The sequence below is a fragment of the Pseudonocardia charpentierae genome (assembly GCF_031845345.1).
GTDB lineage: Bacteria > Actinomycetota > Actinomycetes > Mycobacteriales > Pseudonocardiaceae > Pseudonocardia > Pseudonocardia charpentierae.
In genome coordinates, this window is the sequence record NZ_JAVREJ010000005.1 from 54,996 (window position 1) to 75,511 (window position 20,516).

The 20,516-nt window shown below is 72.2% G+C and carries 18 protein-coding genes; 13 read left to right on the forward strand and 5 right to left on the reverse strand.

Features of this window, described 5'->3' with window-relative positions; all coding sequences use genetic code 11:
• The first annotated feature begins 63 nt into the window (after positions 1-63).
• The 6 genes from RM445_RS09635 to RM445_RS09660 all read left to right on the forward strand — a co-directional run bounded on the left by RM445_RS09635 (position 64) and on the right by RM445_RS09660 (position 8,113).
• Complete coding sequence (locus RM445_RS09635) at positions 64-1,146, forward strand: hypothetical protein (RefSeq protein ID WP_311555814.1); 1,083 nt, start codon at positions 64-66, stop codon at positions 1,144-1,146.
• 284 nt (positions 1,147-1,430) lie between these two features.
• Positions 1,431-2,384, forward strand: coding sequence for an NAD-dependent epimerase/dehydratase family protein (locus RM445_RS09640; protein WP_311555815.1), 954 nt, complete (start codon positions 1,431-1,433; stop codon positions 2,382-2,384).
• The gene (locus RM445_RS09645) at positions 2,381-4,387 is read left to right on the forward strand and encodes a hypothetical protein (RefSeq protein ID WP_311555816.1); all 2,007 of its coding nucleotides are present in this window, start codon (positions 2,381-2,383) and stop codon (positions 4,385-4,387) included. Before RM445_RS09640 ends, RM445_RS09645 begins: the two co-directional genes overlap by 4 nt.
• A gap of 11 nt (positions 4,388-4,398) precedes the next feature.
• Entirely contained in the window at positions 4,399-5,868 is a 1,470-nt protein-coding gene (pelF, locus tag RM445_RS09650; protein ID WP_311555817.1) for a GT4 family glycosyltransferase PelF, read from the forward strand.
• A complete protein-coding gene (locus RM445_RS09655; protein WP_311555818.1) occupies positions 5,865-7,292 on the forward strand; it encodes a hypothetical protein in 1,428 nt (475 codons plus the stop codon). Before pelF ends, RM445_RS09655 begins: the two co-directional genes overlap by 4 nt.
• On the forward strand, positions 7,289-8,113 hold the full coding sequence (locus tag RM445_RS09660) for an endo alpha-1,4 polygalactosaminidase (RefSeq protein WP_311555819.1): 825 nt from the start codon (positions 7,289-7,291) through the stop codon (positions 8,111-8,113). Before RM445_RS09655 ends, RM445_RS09660 begins: the two co-directional genes overlap by 4 nt.
• Positions 8,114-8,138: 25 nt before the next feature.
• Here RM445_RS09660 and RM445_RS09665 read toward each other — a convergent pair whose 3' ends face one another.
• Positions 8,139-9,014: a LysR family transcriptional regulator gene (locus RM445_RS09665; protein ID WP_311555820.1), complete on the reverse strand. Its 876-nt coding sequence runs from the start codon at positions 9,012-9,014 to the stop codon at positions 8,139-8,141.
• On the opposite strand from RM445_RS09665, the gene RM445_RS09670 reads away from it, so the two are divergent.
• Positions 8,982-10,574: an alanine--tRNA ligase-related protein gene (locus RM445_RS09670; protein ID WP_311555821.1), complete on the forward strand. Its 1,593-nt coding sequence runs from the start codon at positions 8,982-8,984 to the stop codon at positions 10,572-10,574. The two genes, RM445_RS09665 and RM445_RS09670, sit on opposite strands and share 33 nt — an antisense overlap.
• A 22-nt stretch (positions 10,575-10,596) precedes the next feature.
• Here the strand turns inward: RM445_RS09670 and RM445_RS09675 are convergent, their stop codons facing one another.
• From RM445_RS09675 to RM445_RS09685, 3 genes are all read right to left on the reverse strand, one after another.
• Positions 10,597-11,886 carry an alpha/beta hydrolase gene (locus RM445_RS09675; RefSeq protein WP_311555822.1) on the reverse strand — a complete coding sequence of 430 codons (1,290 nt, stop codon included), beginning with the start codon at positions 11,884-11,886 and terminating at the stop codon, positions 10,597-10,599.
• 262 nt (positions 11,887-12,148) lie between these two features.
• Positions 12,149-13,720 (reverse strand): bifunctional aspartate transaminase/aspartate 4-decarboxylase, encoded by a 1,572-nt coding sequence (locus RM445_RS09680; protein WP_311555823.1) that lies wholly within the window; start codon positions 13,718-13,720, stop codon positions 12,149-12,151.
• A complete protein-coding gene (locus tag RM445_RS09685; RefSeq protein ID WP_311555824.1) occupies positions 13,717-16,029 on the reverse strand; it encodes a bifunctional lysylphosphatidylglycerol flippase/synthetase MprF in 2,313 nt (770 codons plus the stop codon). The genes RM445_RS09680 and RM445_RS09685 overlap by 4 nt, the downstream gene beginning before the upstream one ends.
• Positions 16,030-16,230: 201 nt before the next feature.
• On the opposite strand from RM445_RS09685, the gene RM445_RS09690 reads away from it, so the two are divergent.
• From RM445_RS09690 to RM445_RS09705, 4 genes are all read left to right on the forward strand, one after another.
• Complete coding sequence (locus RM445_RS09690; protein WP_311555825.1) at positions 16,231-16,782, forward strand: DUF6069 family protein; 552 nt, start codon at positions 16,231-16,233, stop codon at positions 16,780-16,782.
• 90 nt (positions 16,783-16,872) lie between these two features.
• Positions 16,873-17,310 (forward strand): DUF2127 domain-containing protein, encoded by a 438-nt coding sequence (locus RM445_RS09695; protein ID WP_311556020.1) that lies wholly within the window; start codon positions 16,873-16,875, stop codon positions 17,308-17,310.
• A 499-nt stretch (positions 17,311-17,809) separates the two neighbouring features.
• Positions 17,810-17,998 carry a hypothetical protein gene (locus RM445_RS09700; protein WP_311555826.1) on the forward strand — a complete coding sequence of 63 codons (189 nt, stop codon included), beginning with the start codon at positions 17,810-17,812 and terminating at the stop codon, positions 17,996-17,998.
• Entirely contained in the window at positions 17,995-18,135 is a 141-nt protein-coding gene (locus RM445_RS09705) for a hypothetical protein (protein WP_311555827.1), read from the forward strand. The genes RM445_RS09700 and RM445_RS09705 overlap by 4 nt, the downstream gene beginning before the upstream one ends.
• Positions 18,136-18,144: 9 nt before the next feature.
• Here the strand turns inward: RM445_RS09705 and RM445_RS09710 are convergent, their stop codons facing one another.
• Positions 18,145-18,603 carry a MarR family winged helix-turn-helix transcriptional regulator gene (locus RM445_RS09710; protein WP_311555828.1) on the reverse strand — a complete coding sequence of 153 codons (459 nt, stop codon included), beginning with the start codon at positions 18,601-18,603 and terminating at the stop codon, positions 18,145-18,147.
• A gap of 137 nt (positions 18,604-18,740) precedes the next feature.
• Between RM445_RS09710 and RM445_RS09715 the strand changes: the two genes are divergently transcribed.
• Entirely contained in the window at positions 18,741-19,892 is a 1,152-nt protein-coding gene (locus RM445_RS09715; protein ID WP_311555829.1) for an LLM class flavin-dependent oxidoreductase, read from the forward strand.
• Complete coding sequence (locus RM445_RS09720) at positions 19,889-20,506, forward strand: FMN reductase (protein WP_311555830.1); 618 nt, start codon at positions 19,889-19,891, stop codon at positions 20,504-20,506. Before RM445_RS09715 ends, RM445_RS09720 begins: the two co-directional genes overlap by 4 nt.
• Positions 20,507-20,516 lie beyond the last annotated feature (10 nt).

Below are 20,516 nucleotides of genomic sequence, written 5' to 3' on the forward strand. Positions count from 1 at the left end.
GGTCCGGACCGTTTCCCAACATGCGCAACAGTTCTCCCGCGATATGAGACGGTGAGGAGTCCGATGAGGCGTCCGGTCCCCCGCGTGGACGGAGCGGCCAGTGTCCGCCTGCTGGCGGTGTCGTTCGGAGTGACGGTCGTCGGGACCCGCCTGTATCTGAGTCTGACCGGCTGGCCCCAGATCGGCGGCGGCGAGTACCACCTCGCGCACGCGCTCTGGGGCGGGCTGCTCCTGCTGCTCGGCGGGATCATGGCCCTGCTCTGGAGCAACCCGTGGGTGCAGCGGGCGACGGCGGTGTGCGCCGGGGCCGGGTCGGGCCTGTTCATCGACGAGGTCGGCAAGTTCATCACCCGCCAGAACGACTACTTCACCCCGCTCGCCGCCCCGATCATCTACGCCTTCTTCCTCGGCGTGCTGGGCGTGGCCGTCCTCGCCCGGCACGCTCCGCTGCAGGAGCCGCGGTCCCTGGCCTACACGCTGGTCGTCCGCCTCAAGAGCGTGGTGGACGGACCGGTCTCGCCCGGCGACCGCGCCGAGATGCTGAATGAGGTCGCCGCGCTCGAGAACGCCACCGCCCATCCCGACCTCCAGGAGCTCGCGCGACGCCTGAGGCCGGTGGTGGAGGAGGCGGCCGTCGACCTTCCCGAACCCCGCACGCGGCCCGTCGTGGCGGCGCTGACCCGGATGGAGCGGGCACTTTTCCCGCGGTGGGTGCACCGCCTGGTGCTGGCTCTCGCCGCGGCCCTGCTCGGGCTCCTGTCCTTCACGGGTCTCGCGGTCTTCGTGGGGCTGGCGAACGGCGACCCCGACCTGCAGGTGGTGCTCGGCGACACCCCGGTCGACGTCGGCGAGCTGCGGACCGCGCTCCTCGTCGCGTCTGTCGGCGAGACGCTGGTCGGCGTCCTGCTGCTGACGTCCGCCGTCGCGCTCCTGATCGCACGCGACCGCGTCGGTGTCGCGGCCGGTCGCGCCGGCCTCATTCTCGGGCTGGCCGGCGTGAACGTGGTGCTGGGCTACCTCGACGCGGAGACGGTCGTCGCGGTCGTGGTCGTCGAACTGGCACTGCTCGTCGGGTACCGCCGCTACCGGTCCCGTTTCCTCGGCACCGCACCGCGGGCCGAGAGCCGGGCGATCCCCGGATCGTGAATCACACGTCCGGGTGACGAGTCCTCCCCGTTCGCCGGTAGGGCAGGACCCGGGCATCCCGATTCCCGACACATTTACCGAGTTCGCAGCCGTCTGCGGCAGGAATCGATCGGCGAATGAGCACAAGCATTTGTTGTGATCGGTCAAGAATGGTTGATGGTCGTTGGACCATAGGGTTGCCGACGCTGCTCCGAACGACGTAGTAATGGCGAACGACCGGCCCAAAGATACGCGTGTGCCGCGTCGCAGTTTTCCGGGGGTTCAGGGCAGGAGGGGGGCGAACCATGGCGGCCGAACGCGCGCTGGTCACGGGGGGTGCCGGTTTCATCGGCTCGTCGGTCGTCGAGGCGCTCGGCGACCGCGGGACGTCGGTGCTCGTGGTCGACGACCTGAGCACCGGCTCGGCGGCGAACCTGCACCACGTCGGCGGCGACGTGGAGATGGTCAAGCTCGACATCCGCGACGCCGCACTGGTGCAGGAGGCGTTCGACGACTTCCGGCCCGACGTGGTGTTCCATCTCGCCGCGCGGACCGACGTGCGCGCCTCGATGGCGGATCCGCACGACGACGCGTCGGTGAACGTCCTAGGTTCGATCAACGTGTTCGCCGCCGCGGCGCGCGTCCGGGCGCGGCGGGTCGTGAACACCTCGACCGGCGGCGCGATCTACAGCCCGACGGCCCCGATCCCGACCCCGGAGACGGCGCCGGTGGCCCCGCTGTCGGCCTACGGGCTGAGCAAGCGGGTCGTCGAGGAGTACGCCGACTGGTTCCGGTCCAGCTCCGGGCTCGACGTCGTGACACTGCGCTACGGCAACGTCTACGGCCCGCGCCAGGACCCGACCGGTGACGCCGGGGTCGTGGCCATCTTCTGCGAGCGGCTGCTCACCGGTCGCCGACCCGTCGTCTTCGGCGACGGCACCCAGACCCGCGACTTCGTCTACGTCGCCGACGTCGCCGCGGCCAACCTCGCCGTGGCGGCGATCAAGGATCCGCGACACCGCGTCTACAACATCGGCACCGGGGTCGAGGTGTCGATCCTCGAGTTGGTGAGGGCGACGGCACTGGCCGCGGGCGTCGATCCACGTTCCGTCCCGCCGCTGCCGGCGCCGGCCCGCTCCGGTGAGGTGTTCCGCAGCTGCCTCGACGTGCGACGGGCCGCCGCGGAGCTCGAACTCGGCAGACCGGTGCCGCTGGTGGAGGGCCTGCACCGGACACTCGAGTGGATCACTGCGCGGTGAGCCGTCACCGGCTTCTCCTGGGGCGGGCACTGGTCCTCGTCCTACTGTGCGCCCCGCTGCTCGCGCCCTCGCGCGCACACGCCGCCGGGCAGCGGATCGAGCTCCGCGTACTCGTGGTGACCGACGGCTCGGCGCCCGTCGAGGCGTTGCGCACCGTGCTGTCGCGGACCGGCGTCCCGACCGAGGTGGTCGATCTCCGGGAGCCGGGACGGCGCCCGATCGACGCCGCGCTGCTCGCACCCGATCCGGCGGTGGCCCGGTTCCAGGGGGTCGTCCTGCCCAGCCAGGCGCCGGTCGGGGTGGTCGCGGCGGAGCTCACGGCTCTGCACACCTTCGAACAGCGCTTCGCCGTCCGCCAGATCGACGCCTCCGTCGTCGCGACCGCGGCGGTCGGGCTCGCGCCGGTCACCGACACCTCGGGGTACAGCGGACCGTTCAGCGGGGGAGTGGCGCAGCTGAGCGCCGAGGCGCTCGCGGCCGACTTCGCCTACGCCCGCGGCCCCGTCCCGTTCACCGGCGACGACCCGGGATCCGAGGGCGCCGGCCCCTGGGTGGAGATCGCCCGGCCGCTCGCGGGGTTCCGCCCGCTCCTCACCGCGACGGCTCCGGGCGGCAGGTACACGGGTGCGCTCGCCGGCGTGCTGTCGACGCGAGGACGCGAGGAGCTCGTGCTGGCGTTCTCCTACGACGACGACTCGACGCAGTTGCAGGTGCTGGCCCCCGGCCTGGTCGCCTGGCTCACCCGGGGAGTGCATCTCGGGTTCGACCGCGGTTACCTCGCCGTGCACGTCGACGACGTGCTGCTGCCCAACGTCCGCTGGGTGCCCGGCGTGCACTGCACGCCCGGCGCGGACTGCCCGCCCTCGGTCCCGGCTCCGCCGATGATCAGGATGACGGCCGACGACGTCGCCTTCGCGGTCGACTGGCAGCGGCGCACCGGGTTCCGGCTCGATCTCGCCTTCAACGGGTCGGGCAGCCTCGCCGCCGAGGCCGGCTCCGGCACGGACCCGCTGACCACCGCACTGGTCGCGGCGAAGGGCGAGTTCGGCTGGATCAACCACACCTGGTCGCACCTCTACCTCGGCTGCGTCCGCGACACCACGACGACGCCGTGGTCGTGCGCGCGGCTGCCGATCCTGGGCTGGACCCGCTACGCCAGCAGCTGGACCATCGAGTCGGAGATCGACCGCAACGTCGGGTTCGCCCGGCGCCACGGGTTGCCGATCGACCCGTCCGAGCTGGTCACCGGTGAGCACGGCGGGCTGCGGGCGATGCCGCAGATGCCCGACGACAACCCGCGGCTCGCGGGAGCGCTGGCGGCGTCCGGGGTGCGCACGGTGGCGGCCGACTCGTCGGTGGAACTCGACAGCCGCCTCGTCGGCGCCGCCGTGACGGTGCCGCGGCACCCGATCGACCTCGACTTCGACACCGCGACGGTGACCGAGACGATCGACCAGTACAACTGGGTGCACACCTCCCGCGCCGACGGCGGCAACGGCGAGTGCGAGGCCGACGGCGGCTGCCAGAAACCCGCAGCCCCCGGCACTGGCTTCGCCGACCACATCGTTCCCGTCGAGGCACACAAGGTCCTCGGCCACATGCTGACCAACGATCCGCGGCCGCACTACGTCCACCAGCCCCAGCTCAGCGAGGACCGGACCCTCTACCCGCTGCTCGACCGGGTCATCGGCGACTACCGCAGCTGGTTCGCCGACGCCCGGCCGCTGATCACCCCGACGATGACCCAGGCCGGGCAGGAGCTCGGCCGGCAACAGCGGTGGGCCCAGACGGTCGCCGCCGGGCGCGTGCAGGCGTGGATCGAGGACGGGACGGTCGTCGTGCGGGCCGCCGACGGCGCGACCGAGGTACCGCTGACCCTCGGCCCCGGTGGGCGCGGTCCGGACGGCACGCCGTTCGGCGTGCCCTACGGAACCGGTCGCTCGGCATGGGCGCCGGTGGGCGCCGAGCAGCGGTTCACGGCCGAGGTGCGGGGGCAGGCATGAAAGTGGCGCTGGTGACGGAGGGGACCTACCCGGTCCACCCCGGAGGCGTGTCCACCTGGTGCGACCAGCTCGTGCGCGGGCTTCCCGAGGTGACGTTCGAGGTCGTGGCGCTGACGGGATCCGGTCGCGAGCCCGCAGACCACGTCCCGCCGTCGAACGTCGCGGCGGTCCGGCGCATCGGCCTGTGGGCCCCGCCCCCGCGGTCCCATCCGTTCACGCGCTCCGCGACCGAGATCTTCGCCGGTGCCTACACCCAGCTGTTCGAGTCGGTGCTGTGCGGCGGCCCGCAGGCCGCGGACTGGTTCGAGTCGGCACTGCAGACGATGCGGCTCCTCGCCGGCTACGGGTCGCTCGACGTCTGGTCGCGCACGCCGGTGCCGGGAATGGCCACCACGCCCGCGTTGACCCTCGCCGATGCGCTGGCCGTCACCGACCTCGTGGAGCACTTCCTGCGACCGCTGCAGCTCCCCGCCCCCGCCGCCGATCTCGTGCACGCCACCGCGAACGGCCCGTCGGTGCTGGTCGGGCTGATGGCGAAGTGGGAGGCCGGGACGCCGGTCGTGCTCTCCGAGCACGGCGTCTACCTGCGCGAACGTCTACTCGCGACCCGTCGGGAGGGCTACTCGAGGGCGATGCGGACGGTGCTCGTGCGGTTCTTCCACCGGCTGACCGAACTCGGCTACCGCCACGTCGACGCCGTGCTGCCCGTGAGCGACTTCAACGCGCGGTGGGCCGTCCGCGGCGGTGCACCGGCGGGGCGGGTCCGCACCCTGCACAACGGCGTCGACCCTGGCGACCTCCCGCTGCTGACCAACGAGCCCGTGGAACCCACGCTCGCCTTCGTCGGGCGGATCGACCCGCTCAAGGACATCGACACGCTCGTCCGGGCCTTCGCGTTGGTGCGCGGTCAGGTCCCGGCCGCCCGGCTCCGGCTCTTCGGCGGCGTGCCGACGGGCAACGAGGCCTACGCGGCGGAGATCCACCGGCTCGTCGACGACCTCGGGCTGGGCGCTGCCGTGACCTTCGAGGGACCGGTCTCACCGGTCACGCAGGCGTTCGCGGCCGGGCACGTCGTGGTGCTGTCCAGTCTGTCGGAAGGGCTGCCGCTGACCGTCATCGAGGCCGGGATGTCCGGCCGGCCCACGGTGGTGACCGACGTCGGCGGTGCCCCCGAGGCCGCCGGGCGCGGAGGACTGGTGGTGCCGCCCCGCGACCCGGCCGCGTTCGCCGCCGCATGCATCCACCTGCTGACCCACGACGGACGGCGCCGCGGGCTCGGCCTCGCCGGTCGGGCACACGCCCTCGCGCACTTCACGCTGGACCGGTTCCTCGGCGACATCCGGCAGGTCTACGCGGCGCACACCGTGGCGCCGGACGATCGGCGCGGCAGAGCGGGGGAGCGGCCCCTGCAGCGTGCGGAGGTGCGCCGGTCCGACGCGGAGCACGCGGACGTCCCGAGCCTCATCGCGGCCCGCGCATGACCCGGCATCGCGCCGAGCACGTCCTGCGCGAGGAATCGGCGCTGGCGGACGCGACGGCGTCGTCGGTGGACCCGATCGAGGCCGCCGTGGTGCTGGAGAGCGCCGGAATGAACGACCGGGTGGCGCGTGACCTGTTCGGCGCGCACGACGTCCTGATGCTCGCCGAACGCGTGATGACGCACGAGGGCCCCGATCGCCCGGTCGCCGACCCGGTCCCGGTCCGGCCGGAGAACGCCGGCGGGGCGGCCCGGCGCACGACGTTCTGGTTCCACCTGCGCGGTGTCCTCTACGCCGTCCCGGCGCTCGTCACGCTCACGCTGCTGCCGGCCGTCGATCCCGTCGAATCCGCACTCGTGCTCGGTGGCCTCGTCCTGAGCTGGGCGTGGTCCTATGGCGTCGCCGGCATCGCGTGGGCGCACCTCGGCAACCAGGACCCCGCGGGGGCGCGACGGTTCCTGCGGCGCGCGCTGATCGGCGGTGTGCTGCTGGCCGCGGTCGTCGCCACCGCGGTCGTCTACGCGGCCCTGATCGTCACCTCGACCCTGCAGGTCGACCTGCTGACGGTCCTGCTCCTCACCGGCCAGAGCACCTACCTCCTGGCCGCCGCCACCCTGCTCATGACCGGCCACGAGCTGCTGCTGCTCGTCGCGGTCTGCCCGGCGGTCGCCGCACTCGGGCTCGGGCTGACCGGAAGGATGCCCGCCGACGCCCTGCGCTGGGTCGGCGCCGGGGTGCTGCTGGCCGTGCTCTTCGCGCTCGCCGCCACCCGACGGGCGGCTCGACCGCGGCAGCGGCTGGGTGCCGCCGCATGGGCGACGGCCCTGCAGCAGTCCTGCTACGGGCTGCTCGTCGCCGTGGCGGTGCTGTTCCCGGCGATCAACGAGCTCGTGAACGACAACTACGACGCGCTCCCGCTGTCGGTCACGCTTGCGGCTCTGCCCCTCGTCGTCTCCATGGGGATCGCCGAGATCCTGCTGACCCGCTTCCGCTCGCGGATGTCGGCGCTGCTCGCCACCACGTCCTCGTCGGCCGCGTTCGCCCGGTCGGCCCGCCGCACCCTCCTGCGGTACGAGGTCGCATTCGCCGTGCCGCTGGCCGCCACGTCCGCGGCACTGGGCGTCGTCGTCGAGGGCGTGACGGGCACCCTGGACGCGCGGTACGGCCTGCTGGCCGGCGGCTACGTGGTGCTGGGCACGGCGATCTTCACCGCGATGCTGCTCAACCTCCTGGGCCGTGGCCGCCGGGTGCTGGCGACGCTCGCCGCGACCGTCGCGGCACTGGTCGCGTTCGAGGTCCACGCCGTGTCCGTGACGGCCACCGATACCGAGGCGCTGGCCTGGCTGGCGATCGTCGCGACGGTCACCCTCGTCGTGCACCTCGTGCTCGTCCGCCGGTACGTCGCCGTCCCGGTGAGCCACCGGTGAACGGCCGTCGACCGCGGAGCTGGCTCGTCGTGGCCTGTTGCTGCCTGCTGGCGCTCGTGAGCTGCGACCAGGAGGGGGTCGCCGGGACACCCGCCCGGCCGCAGGCCACGGCGAGCGCGCCGACCGTGCCGTGGCAGTACCAGCTGCAGGGCCCGGTCGACGCGGGCGTCGACGCGGGCACCTTCGTCGTCGACGGCTTCGACGTCGACGAGGCGACCGTCGCCGATCTGCACCGCCGCGGCCGCACCGTCGTCTGCTACGTCAACGCGGGCGCGGTCGAGAACTGGCGGCCCGACGCGGCGCGGTTCCCCGCCGAGGTCGTCGGCACCGAGCTCGACGGCTGGAAGGGCGAGCGCTGGCTCGACGTCCGCCGGCTCGACGTCGTGGTGCCGATCCTCGCCGAGCGGTTCGACATGTGCCGGCGGAAGGGGTTCGACGGGGTCGAGGCCGACAACGTCGACGGCTACACCCAGGACAGCGGCTTCCCGCTGACGGCCGACGACCAGCTGCGCTTCAACCGCGCGGTCGCCGCGCTCGCCCACGAGCGATCGATGACGATCGGACTGAAGAACGACCTCGACCAGGTCGCGGCGTTGGTGGGCGACTTCGACTTCGCCGTGAACGAGAGCTGCGTGGAGTACCGCGAATGTGAGGCGCTGACCCCGTTCACCGCACAGGGCAAACCGGTTCTGCACGTGGAGTACGACCTCGCCACGAACGCGTTCTGCCCCGTCACCGAACGTCTGGGATTCCGGTCGATCCGCAAGCCGCTCGACCTGGACGCCACCGTGCAGCCGTGCCCGGTCGGCTCCCGGTCCTGACGCAGTGGTCCTGATTCAGCGGCGGTCAGCCGGCCAGCGCCTGGACGACCGCGTCACGGGCCGGGCAGCGACTGTCGCCGCGCCACGTCGCGAGGAGCGGGAGCGTCGTCGCCGGCTCCAGTTCGACGACCCGGACCGCCCCGCCGACCGCGGATCCCGGTGCGTCGGTCACCAGCGCCACGTCGTCGTTGCCCAGCACGGCGGTGACCGGTGGCGTGCCCTGCACCGGATCCACGCGGTGCCGCGGTTCGACCCCGGCGTCGCGGCAGATCGCGAGCAGCAGATCGGCGTCGGCGGAATCTCCCGGGGCCGGCACGACGAGGGTCTCGGCGGCGATGTCGCGCAGGGTGAGGACCTCGCGCTGGGCAAGAGGGTGCTCGCGACGCACAGCCACCCGGAGCCGGTGCCGGGCCACGACGTGGCCGGCGAGCCCCGAGGCGGGTGACAGGGACCTGCGCAGCCCGAGGTCGATCGACCTGTCCCACAGGCGGTCGCTCAGATCGGTGGGGGGCACCTGGATCACCTGGATCGTGACGCCGTCCGGTGCCGCCCTGGCGGCCGCCAGGACCTCGGTGACCTCCACCCCGGTGACGGACGGGGTGTGGCCGATCCGCAGCAGCGCTCCGGTGCTCCGGTCGGCCTGCCGGGCCCGCTCGGCGGCCGTGGTCGCCGCCGCCAACAGCTGCACACCGTCGGCGTACAGCTGCCGACCGGCCGGCAGCAGCGCGACGCCGCGGCGGTCCCGGTGGAGCAGCACGACGCCGAGGTCACGCTCCAGCGCCCGGATCGACATGCTCAACGCCTGCTGGGACAGCTGGAGCCGGCGGGCCGCGCCCGTCATGGTCCGCTCCTCGACGACCGTGATGAAATGCGCGACCTTGCGCAGGTCGAGCTGCGTCACGGCGCCCCCTCAAGATCGTCGTCGGTGGCGATCACCGTGGCCCATCCGGCCCACCCGGGCAAGGCGGAACGGATCACGATTGGGCCCGTCCGTGGTGCCGCGGCCTTGATCGGGGGAGTTCCGCCGGCCCGCGATCTTTGGCAGGCTGCGGGAATGCAGGCTAGGGAGATCCGGCGGGCTTATCTCGACATGCTGGTCGCACACGGCCACGTGATCATCCCGCGCGCTCCACTGGTGCTGCGCGACGACCCCACGACGCTGTTCACCGGCAGCGGCATGCAGCCGTTGCTGAAGTACCTGCTCGGGGCAGACCACCCGTCGGGCAGCCGGCTCGGCGACGTCCAGCCGTGCCTGCGAGCGCAGGACATGAACGACGTGGGGGACAACCGGCACACCACCTTCTTCGAGATGCTGGGGAACTGGAGCCTCGGCGACTACTCGAAGTCGGTGCAGATCCCGATGCTGTGGCACTTCCTGACCGACCTCGTCGGCCTGCCTCCTGAGCGGATCTACGTGAGCGCCTTCATCGGCGATCCGGAGAACGGCATCCCGCGCGACGAGGAGAGCGCCGAGATCTGGACCGACCTGTTCCGGGCGGCCGGGATCAGCCACGAACGGGTGGACCTGGGCACCGAGGAGCACGGCAACGAGGTCGGCAACCAGGGCGCGCGCATCGCCTTCTACGGCCACAAGAACTGGTGGAGCCGCTTCGGCGGGCCCGACGAGATGCCGGTCGGCGACCCCGGCGGCCCGGACTCCGAGGTGTTCTTCCACTTCCCGCAGGTGCCGCACGACATCCGGTTCGGCCGCTTCCCCCACCAGAACTCCGACGGCGGCCAGTACCTCGAGATCGGCAACTCGGTCTTCATGCAGTACCGCAAGACCGAGACCGGGTTCGCCGAGCTGCCGCGGCACAACGTCGACTTCGGCGGCGGCCTCGAGCGCATCGCCGCCGCCTCGATCGACAACCCGGACGTGTACCGGATCGACCGCCTGTGGCCGATCGTGCAGGCCCTGGAGTCGATGTCCGGCAAGACCTACGACGAGGCGACGGTCGCGATGCGGGTGGTCACCGACCACCTGCGGGGAGCGGCGCTGCTGGCGGCCGACGGAGTGATGCCCGGGAACAAGACGCAGTCGTACGTGATGCGCCGGCTCGTCCGCCGGGGACTGCGCTACGCGCTCGAGCTTGATCTCACCGGTGGCCTCGCGGAGAAGCTCGTGCCGGTCGTCGCGGAGATCTACAAGGACGTCTATCCCGAGATCGGCGACCACGGCGACCACATCATCGCGGTGCTGAGCAAGGAGGAGCGCACCTTCGCCCGCACCCTGCGCAAGGGCCTCGGCCAGATGCGCCGGCGCGCCAAGGACGGCACGGCCCTGTCCGGGCAGGACGTCTTCGAGCTGCACGACCGGTTCGGCATGCCGGTGGAGCTGTGCGTGGAGGAGGCCGGCCGGATGGGGATGGCGCTGCGCCCGACCTGGCAGGCCGAGTACGACGACCTGATGGACGGCCAGCGGAACCGCTCGCACGAGGCCAGGGCGGCCGCTCAGGCGTAGCCGGCCGCTCGCCCGCGCGCGGTCAGGACGAAGCGCGCGTCAACCCGAGACGCGGCCCGAGCCATCTCAACGCCGGCAGGATGGCGGCCTCGGGCACCGCCCAGGAATGCCCCTGCCCGGGCACCGTCTCGGTGTGCACGGTCATGCCCGCCTTCTGGGCGGCCGCCGACACCTCGTTCATGGCGGGGAGGAACTCCCCGTCGTTGGCACCGACCGCGAAGAAGCCCCAGACGTCGGGATACCGGCGCTGGCTCAGGAGCGTCAGCGGCGTGAGCGCGTCGAACGCCGCGGTGTCGCCCCCGAAGGCCGTCTGGATGGTCTGGGTCCGGTCGGCGCTGATGGCGGGCTCGCGCTCACCCGAGATGTCGATGAACGACGGGTAGAGCTGGCTGTGCCGGGTCGCCATCTGGATGGCGCAGGTGCCGCCGTAGGAGAAGCCGCCGAACGCCCAGTGCGCGTGGTTCGAGTCCACGCCGAGCTCCGAGGTGATCCAGTTGGGCACGTCCTGCGAGAGGTAGGTGTCGGCCTTGGCCACGTTCGAGTCCATGCACATCGTGATGGTGTCGTTCGGGCCGTTGGGGTCGACCACCACCACGACCGGGGCGAGGCCGGCGTTCGCCGCGGCGAACTGATCCATCTGGGTCTGCAGGTTCCCGGACACGATCCAGTCCTGCGGGCCGCCGGGCTGGCCCGACACCAGGACGAGCACGGGGAGCAGGGGCGGCGACGGGTCGAAGTACGCGGCGGGCAGGTAGATGTAGGCGTCGCGGCCGGTGAAGCCGGAGACGGTGCCGGGGATGGGCGTCGTCAGGACCTGGCTCGTCCCGGTCGCCGGACCCGTCCAGCGGTCGACGACCGGTGTCGCGGCGTTGGCCGACGGTCGTTGGACGCTGCCGGTCAGCGGGCTGACGTCGCCGGTGCTGCCCGCGAGCGCGCCGAAGGTCGGGTACTCGGCGAAGTAGATGTTGATCTGCGACCCCGCGGCGAGCAGCACGGCGACGCCGCTGCAGATCGCCAGCACCTTCCGGCCGGCCGCCGTGCCGACGAGGTTGCCGACGGCCAGCACCACGGCGCCGGCGCCGAGCGAGATCCAGAACAGCACCACGGTGGGGAGCGTCTCGGGGAACAGGCTCAGGCCCCGGGTCAGCAGCCAGTTGAGCCCGAGGAACGTCACCACGGCCACCGCGACGGCGACGGCGAGCGTGACGATCGCGGTACGCCCTCGGCGGGCCAGCAGGATCAGCAGGGCGAACGCCCCGAGGATCAGGACGACGACGGGAACGGGACCGTCGATCACCGAGATGTCAGCCATGTTCCCACCGGAGCGCCGGACGCATGGTGATCACGGTGCCACGGGGGCGGACCGCTGGCACCATCCGACCAGATCTCGTGGTGGATTCGTGACGGTGGGCAATGAGCAGTAAGCAATGACCACTGCCGGGATCGAAACCACGGCTGCCCGTATGTGGTGGAGGACCCAGGAATTGAACCTGGCGAGGCGCCCCAAGTGCGCATCCCCCTCGGTCGTGCTGATCACACCGTAACCGACCGGCCCCCGCCCGGCAAGATCCGGTTCAGCCGGTCACGAGCCGGTCGACCACGGCCCTGATCGCCGAGCCGACCGCGGCGAGCTCGTCGAGGGTCAGCGCGGCGAGGCACACCCGGACGTCCCAGGTGAGGCCGCCGAACCCGGCGCCGGGCATCACCACCACGCCGTGGTCCCGGGCGAGCAGCATCGGGATGTCGCCGGGATCCGCGCGCTCGGCGAGCGCCGTCATGGCGTCGGCCCCGTGACATGCCGTCACCACGCCGGCAAGGTCGATCAGCGCGTAGTACTGGGCGTCGTTCCCGCCGGGCGGCTCGACCTCGAGCGGGCCCAGGAGCGCCCGGTGCCGGGCGGCGAGTTCCGTGCGGATCGCCGCGCGTTGTGCTTGCCCCTCCGGCATGAGATGGGCCAGCGCGAACAGCGTCATCTGCACCTGGTCGGGGGTCGCGAGGCCGGTGATGTTGTGCAGCGCGACCTCGCGGCTGTCGGCCACCAGCCGCGAGACGAACGGCAGCGCGGGGACGTCGGAGGTGATCGAGCCGTACCGGCGGCGGGCCGCCTCCTGGTCGACGTCGTCCTGCGCCGCGATCAGCTCGTCCGCGACCGTGTCGTCGCCGACCGCGACGAACCCCAGCCGGTTGCCGGTCGCCCCGAAGTTCTTCGAGAAGGAGTGCACCAGGATCACGTTGCGGGGCAGCTCGGCGAGGATGCTCCGGAAGCCGTCGACGAACGTGGCGTAGGCGGTGTCGGCGACGACGATCAGATCCGGGCGGTCGCGCAGCACCAGGTCGCGCAGCTGCGCCAGGCGGGCGGGCCGGATGGCACGGGAGTCCGGGTTGCCCGGGTTGACCACGAAGAAGGCCTTGATCCTGGGATCGCGCAAAGCCTCGAGGGTGTGCTCGTCGAACCGGTGATCGGCGTTGTGCGCCGAGCGCAGCTCCACGACGTCGAACCCGAAGTCCTCGAGCAGCGGGATCTCGAGGTACGGGGTGAAGATCGGCGTGGCGATGGCGATCCTGTCGCCGCGCCGGATCAGCCGGTTCTCCTGGAGCGTGCGGAACACGTACGCCATCGCGGCGGCGCCGCCCTCGGTGGCGAACAGTCGGAAGCGGCCGGGCGGTCCCGGCTCGGCACCCGCCACGTCGACGAGGTAGGCCTCGAGCACCCGCTCGACGTGCCGGAGGATCCGGTTCGGCGCGGGATACCCCGCCCCGAGCACGCCGCGCACGAGCTCGGCGACCCAGGCGTCGGCCTCGAAGCCCAGCTCGTCCTGGCCCCACTGCACGGCGTCGACGAGGAACCGTGCTCCCGGTGCCGGGTCCACGGCGAGCTCGGCGGCCAGTCTCGTGGCCAGCCCGTCCGCCGCCGGCGCGGTGCCCCAGTAGGGGTCGGCCGTGGTGATCGCGGACGTCGCGCCCGTCGCCCCCACCGCGAACTCGCCGAGCCGAAAGAAGGCGGCCCGCGGGGTGGTGACCGTCCAGTTCGGCTGGCCCCGCCCGCCGTCGAGCACGGGGTGACCGGACGCGCGCGCGGCCGCAGCGACCGCGCCCTGCAGTTCGTAGGTGTTCCGGGTCGTCGCGCCCTCGCCTCGCGCGCTCACCGCACACCCGCGTCGGCCTGCTCGCCGCGCGCCGAGAGGCCGGCGGCGAGCAGCTGACGGGGTGTGGCGTCGGGCAGATAGGCCCTGGTGAGGGCCACGCCGATCCGGGGGAGATCCGCCTCGTCGCGGAAGGCGAGGTGGATCGGCTCGTACCGGGGCGCGAACTTCGCCTTGAAGGCGTGCAACGAGCGGAAGCCGTAGAAGGGCTCGAGCGACGCACCGAGCTTGTCCAGCAGACGGTCGGTGCGGTCGAGCTCCTCGCCGGACTGCTCGCTGCGGGCCAGCGGTGCACCGGACAGCGAGACGAACTCGGCTCCGGTCTGCTGGAAGGACAGGCACGCCGACGCGATCATGAACTCCATGACGGACCGGAAGCCGTCGTCGCGGCGTCGCATCACGTCGAGGGTCCAGCCCCGCACCTGACCGCCCTCGGCGTACACCGGCAGCCACGAGGCCACCCCGTGGATGCTGCCGGTGTTGTCGATCGCCAGACCCACCTTCACCGCCGGGTCGAGGGCCTCGTCGACGCCGCCGAGGGTGAAGCCCATCTCCGGCAACCCCTTCTCCCCGACCCACTGCTCGGAGATCGCCCGCACCTGGGCGAGAACGGCGAAGGGCTCCTCGGCGAGGGTCGTCATCCGGAACGTGATCGACTCGCGCTTGGCCTTGTTCAGCGCCGACCGCACGTCCTGCCACTTCTTGCCCTTGAAGGCGAGCCCGGCCAGATCGATGATCGTGTCTTCGGCGATCTGCACGGTCCGCCAGCCCGCCGTCCGCGCGGCGTCGGCCGCGGCGTCGGTCACCGAGAACAGGCAGGGAGTGAGGCCGCCCTGCTCGGCGCGCCTGGTGAACTCGGCCACCGCGTCGGCGATCGTGCCGTCGGGCACCACCGGGTCCGACAGCGCGAGCGCGACGCCGGCGTGCCGCTCGTAGCCGACGTACCCGCGCCCGTCGGCCATGAAGTAGTAGCGCATCTCCGGCCACGTCGTCATCCACGACATGGTCGAGCCGCCGACGGCCATGAGCAGGGCGCGGGCGCGGGCCATGCTGTCGCCCTCCGCCGCCGCGACCCCACCCGGTACGCGACGCCGCAGCGGGACCCGGAACGCTCCTCGGTTGAAGACGAGCAGGCCGATCTCGCCGAGCCACAGCAGCGCGCTGCCGAGCAGCAGGGGAGCCCCGGTGGGGAGATTCCCGGTGAAGATGGCCACGAGTGCGAGCGCCGCGGCGCCGATGTTCAGCAGGCCGTAGAGGACCGTGAGCCACCATGCCCACTTCTTGCCCACCCGCAGCGCGTTGGCCACCACGGCGATGATCACGAGGTCGATGACGACGTCCGCCGTCGGACCGGCCAGCCCGGCCACGGAGCCGAACGGTCCGCGCCCGGGGAAGAGCAGCACCACGAGCTCCGTGAGGCCGAGCGCGATCAGACCGCCGAAGGCGAGCATGCGGGTCTCGCGACGCGTTCGTGGCCCGAATCCCGGTTCCACACCGAACAGCCGCTGTCCGACGAGGACCCCGATCACGACCGCGATCGCGTGGGCCACATCGGAGAGCGTGCCCTCGAACAGGAACGCGACGGTGACGTAGAACCACAGCGCCGCCCGCACCCGCAGCCGCCACGGTGAGCGCAGCGCGGCGGTCGTGACGGCGAGGACGGTGAGCGCCCCGGTGGTGAAGCCGACGTCGCGCACCTGCGTCAGGGCGACCGCCCACGGCCACGAGGTGGCCGAGAGCGCCCAGACCAGCAACGACGCCAGCAGGATCCCGCCGATCTCGCCGGCGACGGCGGCGACCGCGACGGCACGGGTGCCCAGCCGCATCTCGCAGGCGCCCACGATGATCGCGAACATGATCAGGCCGCTGAGGTACTGGCCGGGAGTCAGGTAGAAGAACCAGCCGGTCAGCAGCGTCCAGATCTTCCCCTCGCGCAGCCCCGGCAGGCCGTAGGCGACCTGGTGGAACCACGCCTCCCGCCAGATGGGGGTCCACACGGTGCGGGCGACGACGCCCACCACCAGCGTCACGACCACCACCGAGGCGGTGAACGGGATGCGCCGCAGTGCCTCTGGCAGTGCTGCGGTGAACCGCGACGCCCGCGCCTCGAAGGAGGCGTCCACCGCCGGTGCCGGCTGGGGCTCCGGGCGCGGAGCGGCGGTCGGCTCCGCGCGGGGCGCCGCCGGCGCGGGTTGTGCTGCGGCGCGGGGTTCCGCGACGGGTGTTGCCGGTGCCGGGGGTGGTCCTTCCGGCTTGCCACCGCCGCGACCGTCGTTCTCCGAGGTACCGCTGTCGACCATCCGCTCGGTCATCCCCGCCCCCTCACCGACTACGGGTGATCAGCTTTGCGTGCACCTGCCGATATAGCTACCCCTCGTCTCTTTCAGGTGCATTCCGGTGTGCTTTCCGGAGTGAGTGAGAACGGTGTCCCTGGACGGGAGTTCGGGGCTCGGGCACCATGCACACGATCAGCAGCGGACGCTGCGTCACGCGGGGTGCGGGGGGAGACCGTCATGACCGCTCATGGCGAGTACGGCGGCGGGCCACCTGGGGGGTATCCGGGCGGGCCGCCCGGTGGACCCCCTGGCGGGCCGCAACCCGGTGGCTCGGACCGCGTTCCGGTCGACGCCACCCGGCTCTGGGCAGGCGGGCTCGCCACGGCGGTCGTCGCCGCGCTGATCGCGCTCGTCGGCGTGCTGATCGTCCGGGCCGTCCTGCGGATCGCGCTGTACGCGCCCAAGGAGGCCGGGGCGCTCGGCGACGGCGACACCGTCGTCCTCTGCGTGGGCGCCGCGGCGGCCGCGCTCGTGGCGACCGGCCTGGTGCACCTGCTGCTCCTGGCCACCCCGCGGCCGTTGTCGTACTTCAGCTGGATCGTCGGCCTGCTCACGGCGGTCGCGGTGGTGATGCCGCTCCTGGCCGGCGTACCGCTGGCGATCGCCCTGGCCCAGTCGGTGATCCACCTCGTGATCGGCCTCGCGATCGGCAGCCTCGTCGGCGGTGCCGCGAGCAGCGCGATCCGGGTGGGCCGCGCGCCGTACCAGCAGCGCTACGCGGCCGAGTAGACGCACCGCGATGCACGGACCGGGGCGGCGGACCTGACCGCGGGGCCGGGGACCAGCCGCTCGTCGGGCGAGAACCTGTTCCGCGCCGCCCTGCTGGTCAAGGGGCTCGACGGTGCGGTGGAGCTCCTCGCCGCCCTGGCGTTGGCGTTCGGTTCGGCGCACCTGCTCGACGGGCTGGTGCAACTGGTCCTCGACCACCACCTCCTCGGCGGCCCGCACAGCGCGCTGGCCGAGCGGTTCGCGACGGGGGAGGAGCACCTCGTCGGCTCCGACCGGACCTTCGCGGTGGTGTACCTGCTCCTGCACGGGCTCACCAAGTGCGGCCTGGTGATCGCGCTGGCCCGGCGCGTGCGGCCGGCCTACCCGGTCGCGGTGGTGGTGCTGGGTGGGTTCGTGGGGTACGAGATCTACCGGGCCGTCCAGACAGGATCGGTGCTGCTCCCGGTCCTGGCCGCGATCGACGTGCTCGTGATCGTGTTGGTGATCCGGGAGTACCGCCGGCTGGGTCCGGTGCCCGAAGCAACGTGACGGTCCGGGCGAGGGACTGGAGTCCCGCCGGCGGTGAACGGGTCGTGGGTCGGGTTGCTGCCCGACTGGTGCTCCGTTCGCGGTGTCTAGGACGACGATCCGTGGCTGAGCGGAGCGGGAGTCGGGTTGGTGGGCGACTGGTGCTCCGCTCGCGGTGCTGGGGTCGACCCGGCGCGCGGGCGCGGCTGGTGAGCGAATCGTGGGTCGGGTCGCTACGCGACTGAAGGTCCGCTCGCGGTGTGGGGGAACCGGGCGGGGTCGGGATCCGTCTGGTTCCGCATGAATCTCGAGGGCCGTTCCGAGGGTCGGCGGCGGTGGCCGCCGGAATCCTGACCCGTGATCGTTTGTACGGACCGCGGTTCCGCCGACTGCTGCCCGACGTCTACGCCCCGGCCGCGGCCGAGCCGAACCTGTTGCTGCGGTCGCGGGCCGCCGCCGTGTACGTCGGCGCGCGCGGAGTGCTGGTCGGGTACTCGGCCGCCGAAGTGCTCGGTGCGTCGTGCGCGCCGGCGGACGCACCGGCGGAGGTCACCGCTACGGGCTGCCGCCGCCGCAGTTGCAGTTCCCGGTGGGCCCGTTCCTGCTCGACCTGGCCTATCCCGAGACCGGCTGGCGATCGAGTACGACGGCCGAGGGCACCGCACCGCCGAGCGAGCGATACGCGACCTGCGTCGGGAGGCCTACGTGACCCGGCGCGACTGGGACGTGCTCCGGCTCGGTGCGGGCACGGTGTTCAGCCCGCGGGAGGTGGCGATCCGGGTGCACCGCGAACTCGTCGCCCGAGGCGCAGTCGACCCGACGCCGATCGGTCCGCCCCGCTGGTGACCCACCCGGCTACCGCGTGCCGATCCGCCCCAGCACCACCTCGGCGATGTGCGCCAGCGTCTCCACCTCGTCCGCGTCGAGCCCGTCGAACATCGCCGAACGGACGGTCTCGACGTGCGGGGGGGCGGCCTGCTCGATCGCGCGGCGGCCCTCCGGGGTCAGGGCGACGAACGCGCCCCGGGCGTCGTCCTCGCACTCCTGGCGCTCGATCAGGCCCCGCCGCTCCATCCGGGCCAGGTGGTGCGACAGGCGGCTCTTCTCCCACTGCACCGCCTCCGCGAGCTCGCGCACCCGCGCGCGCCCGTCCGGGACGTCGGTCAGTGCCACGAGCACCTCGAAGTCGGCCAGCGACAGGCCGGAGTCGGCCTGCAGTCGGCGGTTGAGGTGGGCCTGGAGCCGGCCCTGCATCGCCAGGTATCCGCGCCATGCCCGCTGCTCGCGGTCGTCGAGCCAGCGAGGATCGGTCATGGGAAGGAGTCTACTCCAGTTCGTTGACGCGTCATCAACGCTATGGGTAGGGTCGGTGACGCGTCAACGACAAGGGAATAGCTCGGCGAGGCGGGCGTTGAACGAGCTAGTTGACGTATCAACTACCGGAGGTTGTCATGCAGTTCGGGGTCTTCTCGGTCAGCGACATCACGACCGACCCCACGACCGGCCGCGCCCCCACCGAGGCGGAGCGGATCAAGGCGGTGCTGCGCATCGCGGAGAAGGTCGAGGAGGTCGGGCTCGACGTCTTCGCACTGGGCGAGCACCACAACCCGCCGTTCTTCTCGTCGTCGCCCACCACCACGCTGGCCCACGTCGCCGCGCGTACCGAGCGGCTGCAGCTCTCGACGGCCACGACGCTCATCACCACGAACGACCCGGTGAAGATCGCCGAGGACTACGCGATGCTGCAGCACCTGGCCGACGGCCGGGTCGACCTGATGATGGGCCGCGGCAACACCGGCCCCGTCTACCCCTGGTTCGGGCAGGACATCCGCGACGGCATCCCGCTCGCGATCGAGAACTACGCGCTGCTGCGCCGGTTGTGGCGCGAGGACGTCGTCGACTGGGAGGGCAAGTTCCGCACGCCGCTGCAGGGCTTCACCTCGACGCCGCGCCCCCTCGACGGGGTTCCGCCGTTCGTCTGGCACGGCTCGATCCGCAGCCCGGAGATCGCCGAGCAGGCCGCGTACTACGGCGACGGCTTCTTCCACAACCACATCTTCTGGCCCAAGCAGCACACCCAGCGGATGGTCGACTTCTACCGCCGCAGGTTCGAGCACTACGGCCATGGCCAGGCGGACCAGGCCATCGTCGGTCTCGGGGGACAGGTGTTCATGCGGAAGAACAGCCAGGACGCCGTCCGGGAGTTCCGGCCCTACTTCGACAACGCGCCCGTTTACGGGCACGGCCCGTCGCTGGAGGATTTCAGCCGGGAGACGCCGCTGACGGTCGGCAGCCCGCAACAGGTCATCGAGCGGACGCTCGGTTTCCGCGACTACGTCGGCGACTACCAGCGCCAGCTGTTCCTGATCGACCACGCCGGACTGCCGCTCAAGACCGTGCTCGAGCAGCTCGACATCCTGGGTGAGGAGGTCGTGCCGGTGCTGCGCAAGGAGTTCGCCGCGCTCAAGCCCGCGCACGTTCCCGACGCCCCGACGCACGCCTCGCTCGTCGCTGCGCAGGGCGGCGCGCACGACGCGACCGTCCACGCCCCGGCGGACCCCATGGAATCGAACGAGGTCACCGGACAGGTCGTGAACGCATGAGCACCCGCACCCTCGCCGTCGTCAGCGCCGGGCTGTCGGTCCCCTCGTCGACCCGGCTGCTGGCCGACCGGCTCACCGCAGCGACCGTCGACGCGCTGCGCGAGCGCGGTGCCGACGCCACCGTCGAGGTCGTGGAGCTGCGCGAGCACGCCCGCGACCTCGCCGACAACCTCGTCACGGGGTTCGCGAACACGAGCCTGCGCGAGGCGCTCGACACCGTCACCGGGGCCGACGGCCTGATCGCCGTCACGCCGATCTTCTCGGCCTCGTACAGCGGCCTGTTCAAGACGTTCTTCGACGTCGTCGACAAGGACGCCCTGACGGGCAAGCCCGTGCTCCTGGGCGCGACCGCCGGGACTGCCCGGCACTCGCTCGCACTCGAGCACGCCCTGCGGCCGCTGTTCGCCTACCTGCGCACGGTCGTCGCGCCGACCGCCGTCTTCGCGGCGGCGGAGGACTGGGGAGCAGGGGACGCGACGAACCGCGACCTCGTCCGGCGCATCGAGCGCGCCGCCGGCGAGCTCGCCGACCTCGTCGCGCAGCGACCGGCGGCCGCCGCGGCCGACCCGTTCGCGAGCGCGATGCCGTTCGAAGCGCTGCTGCGCGGCGCCTGACCCGATCCGA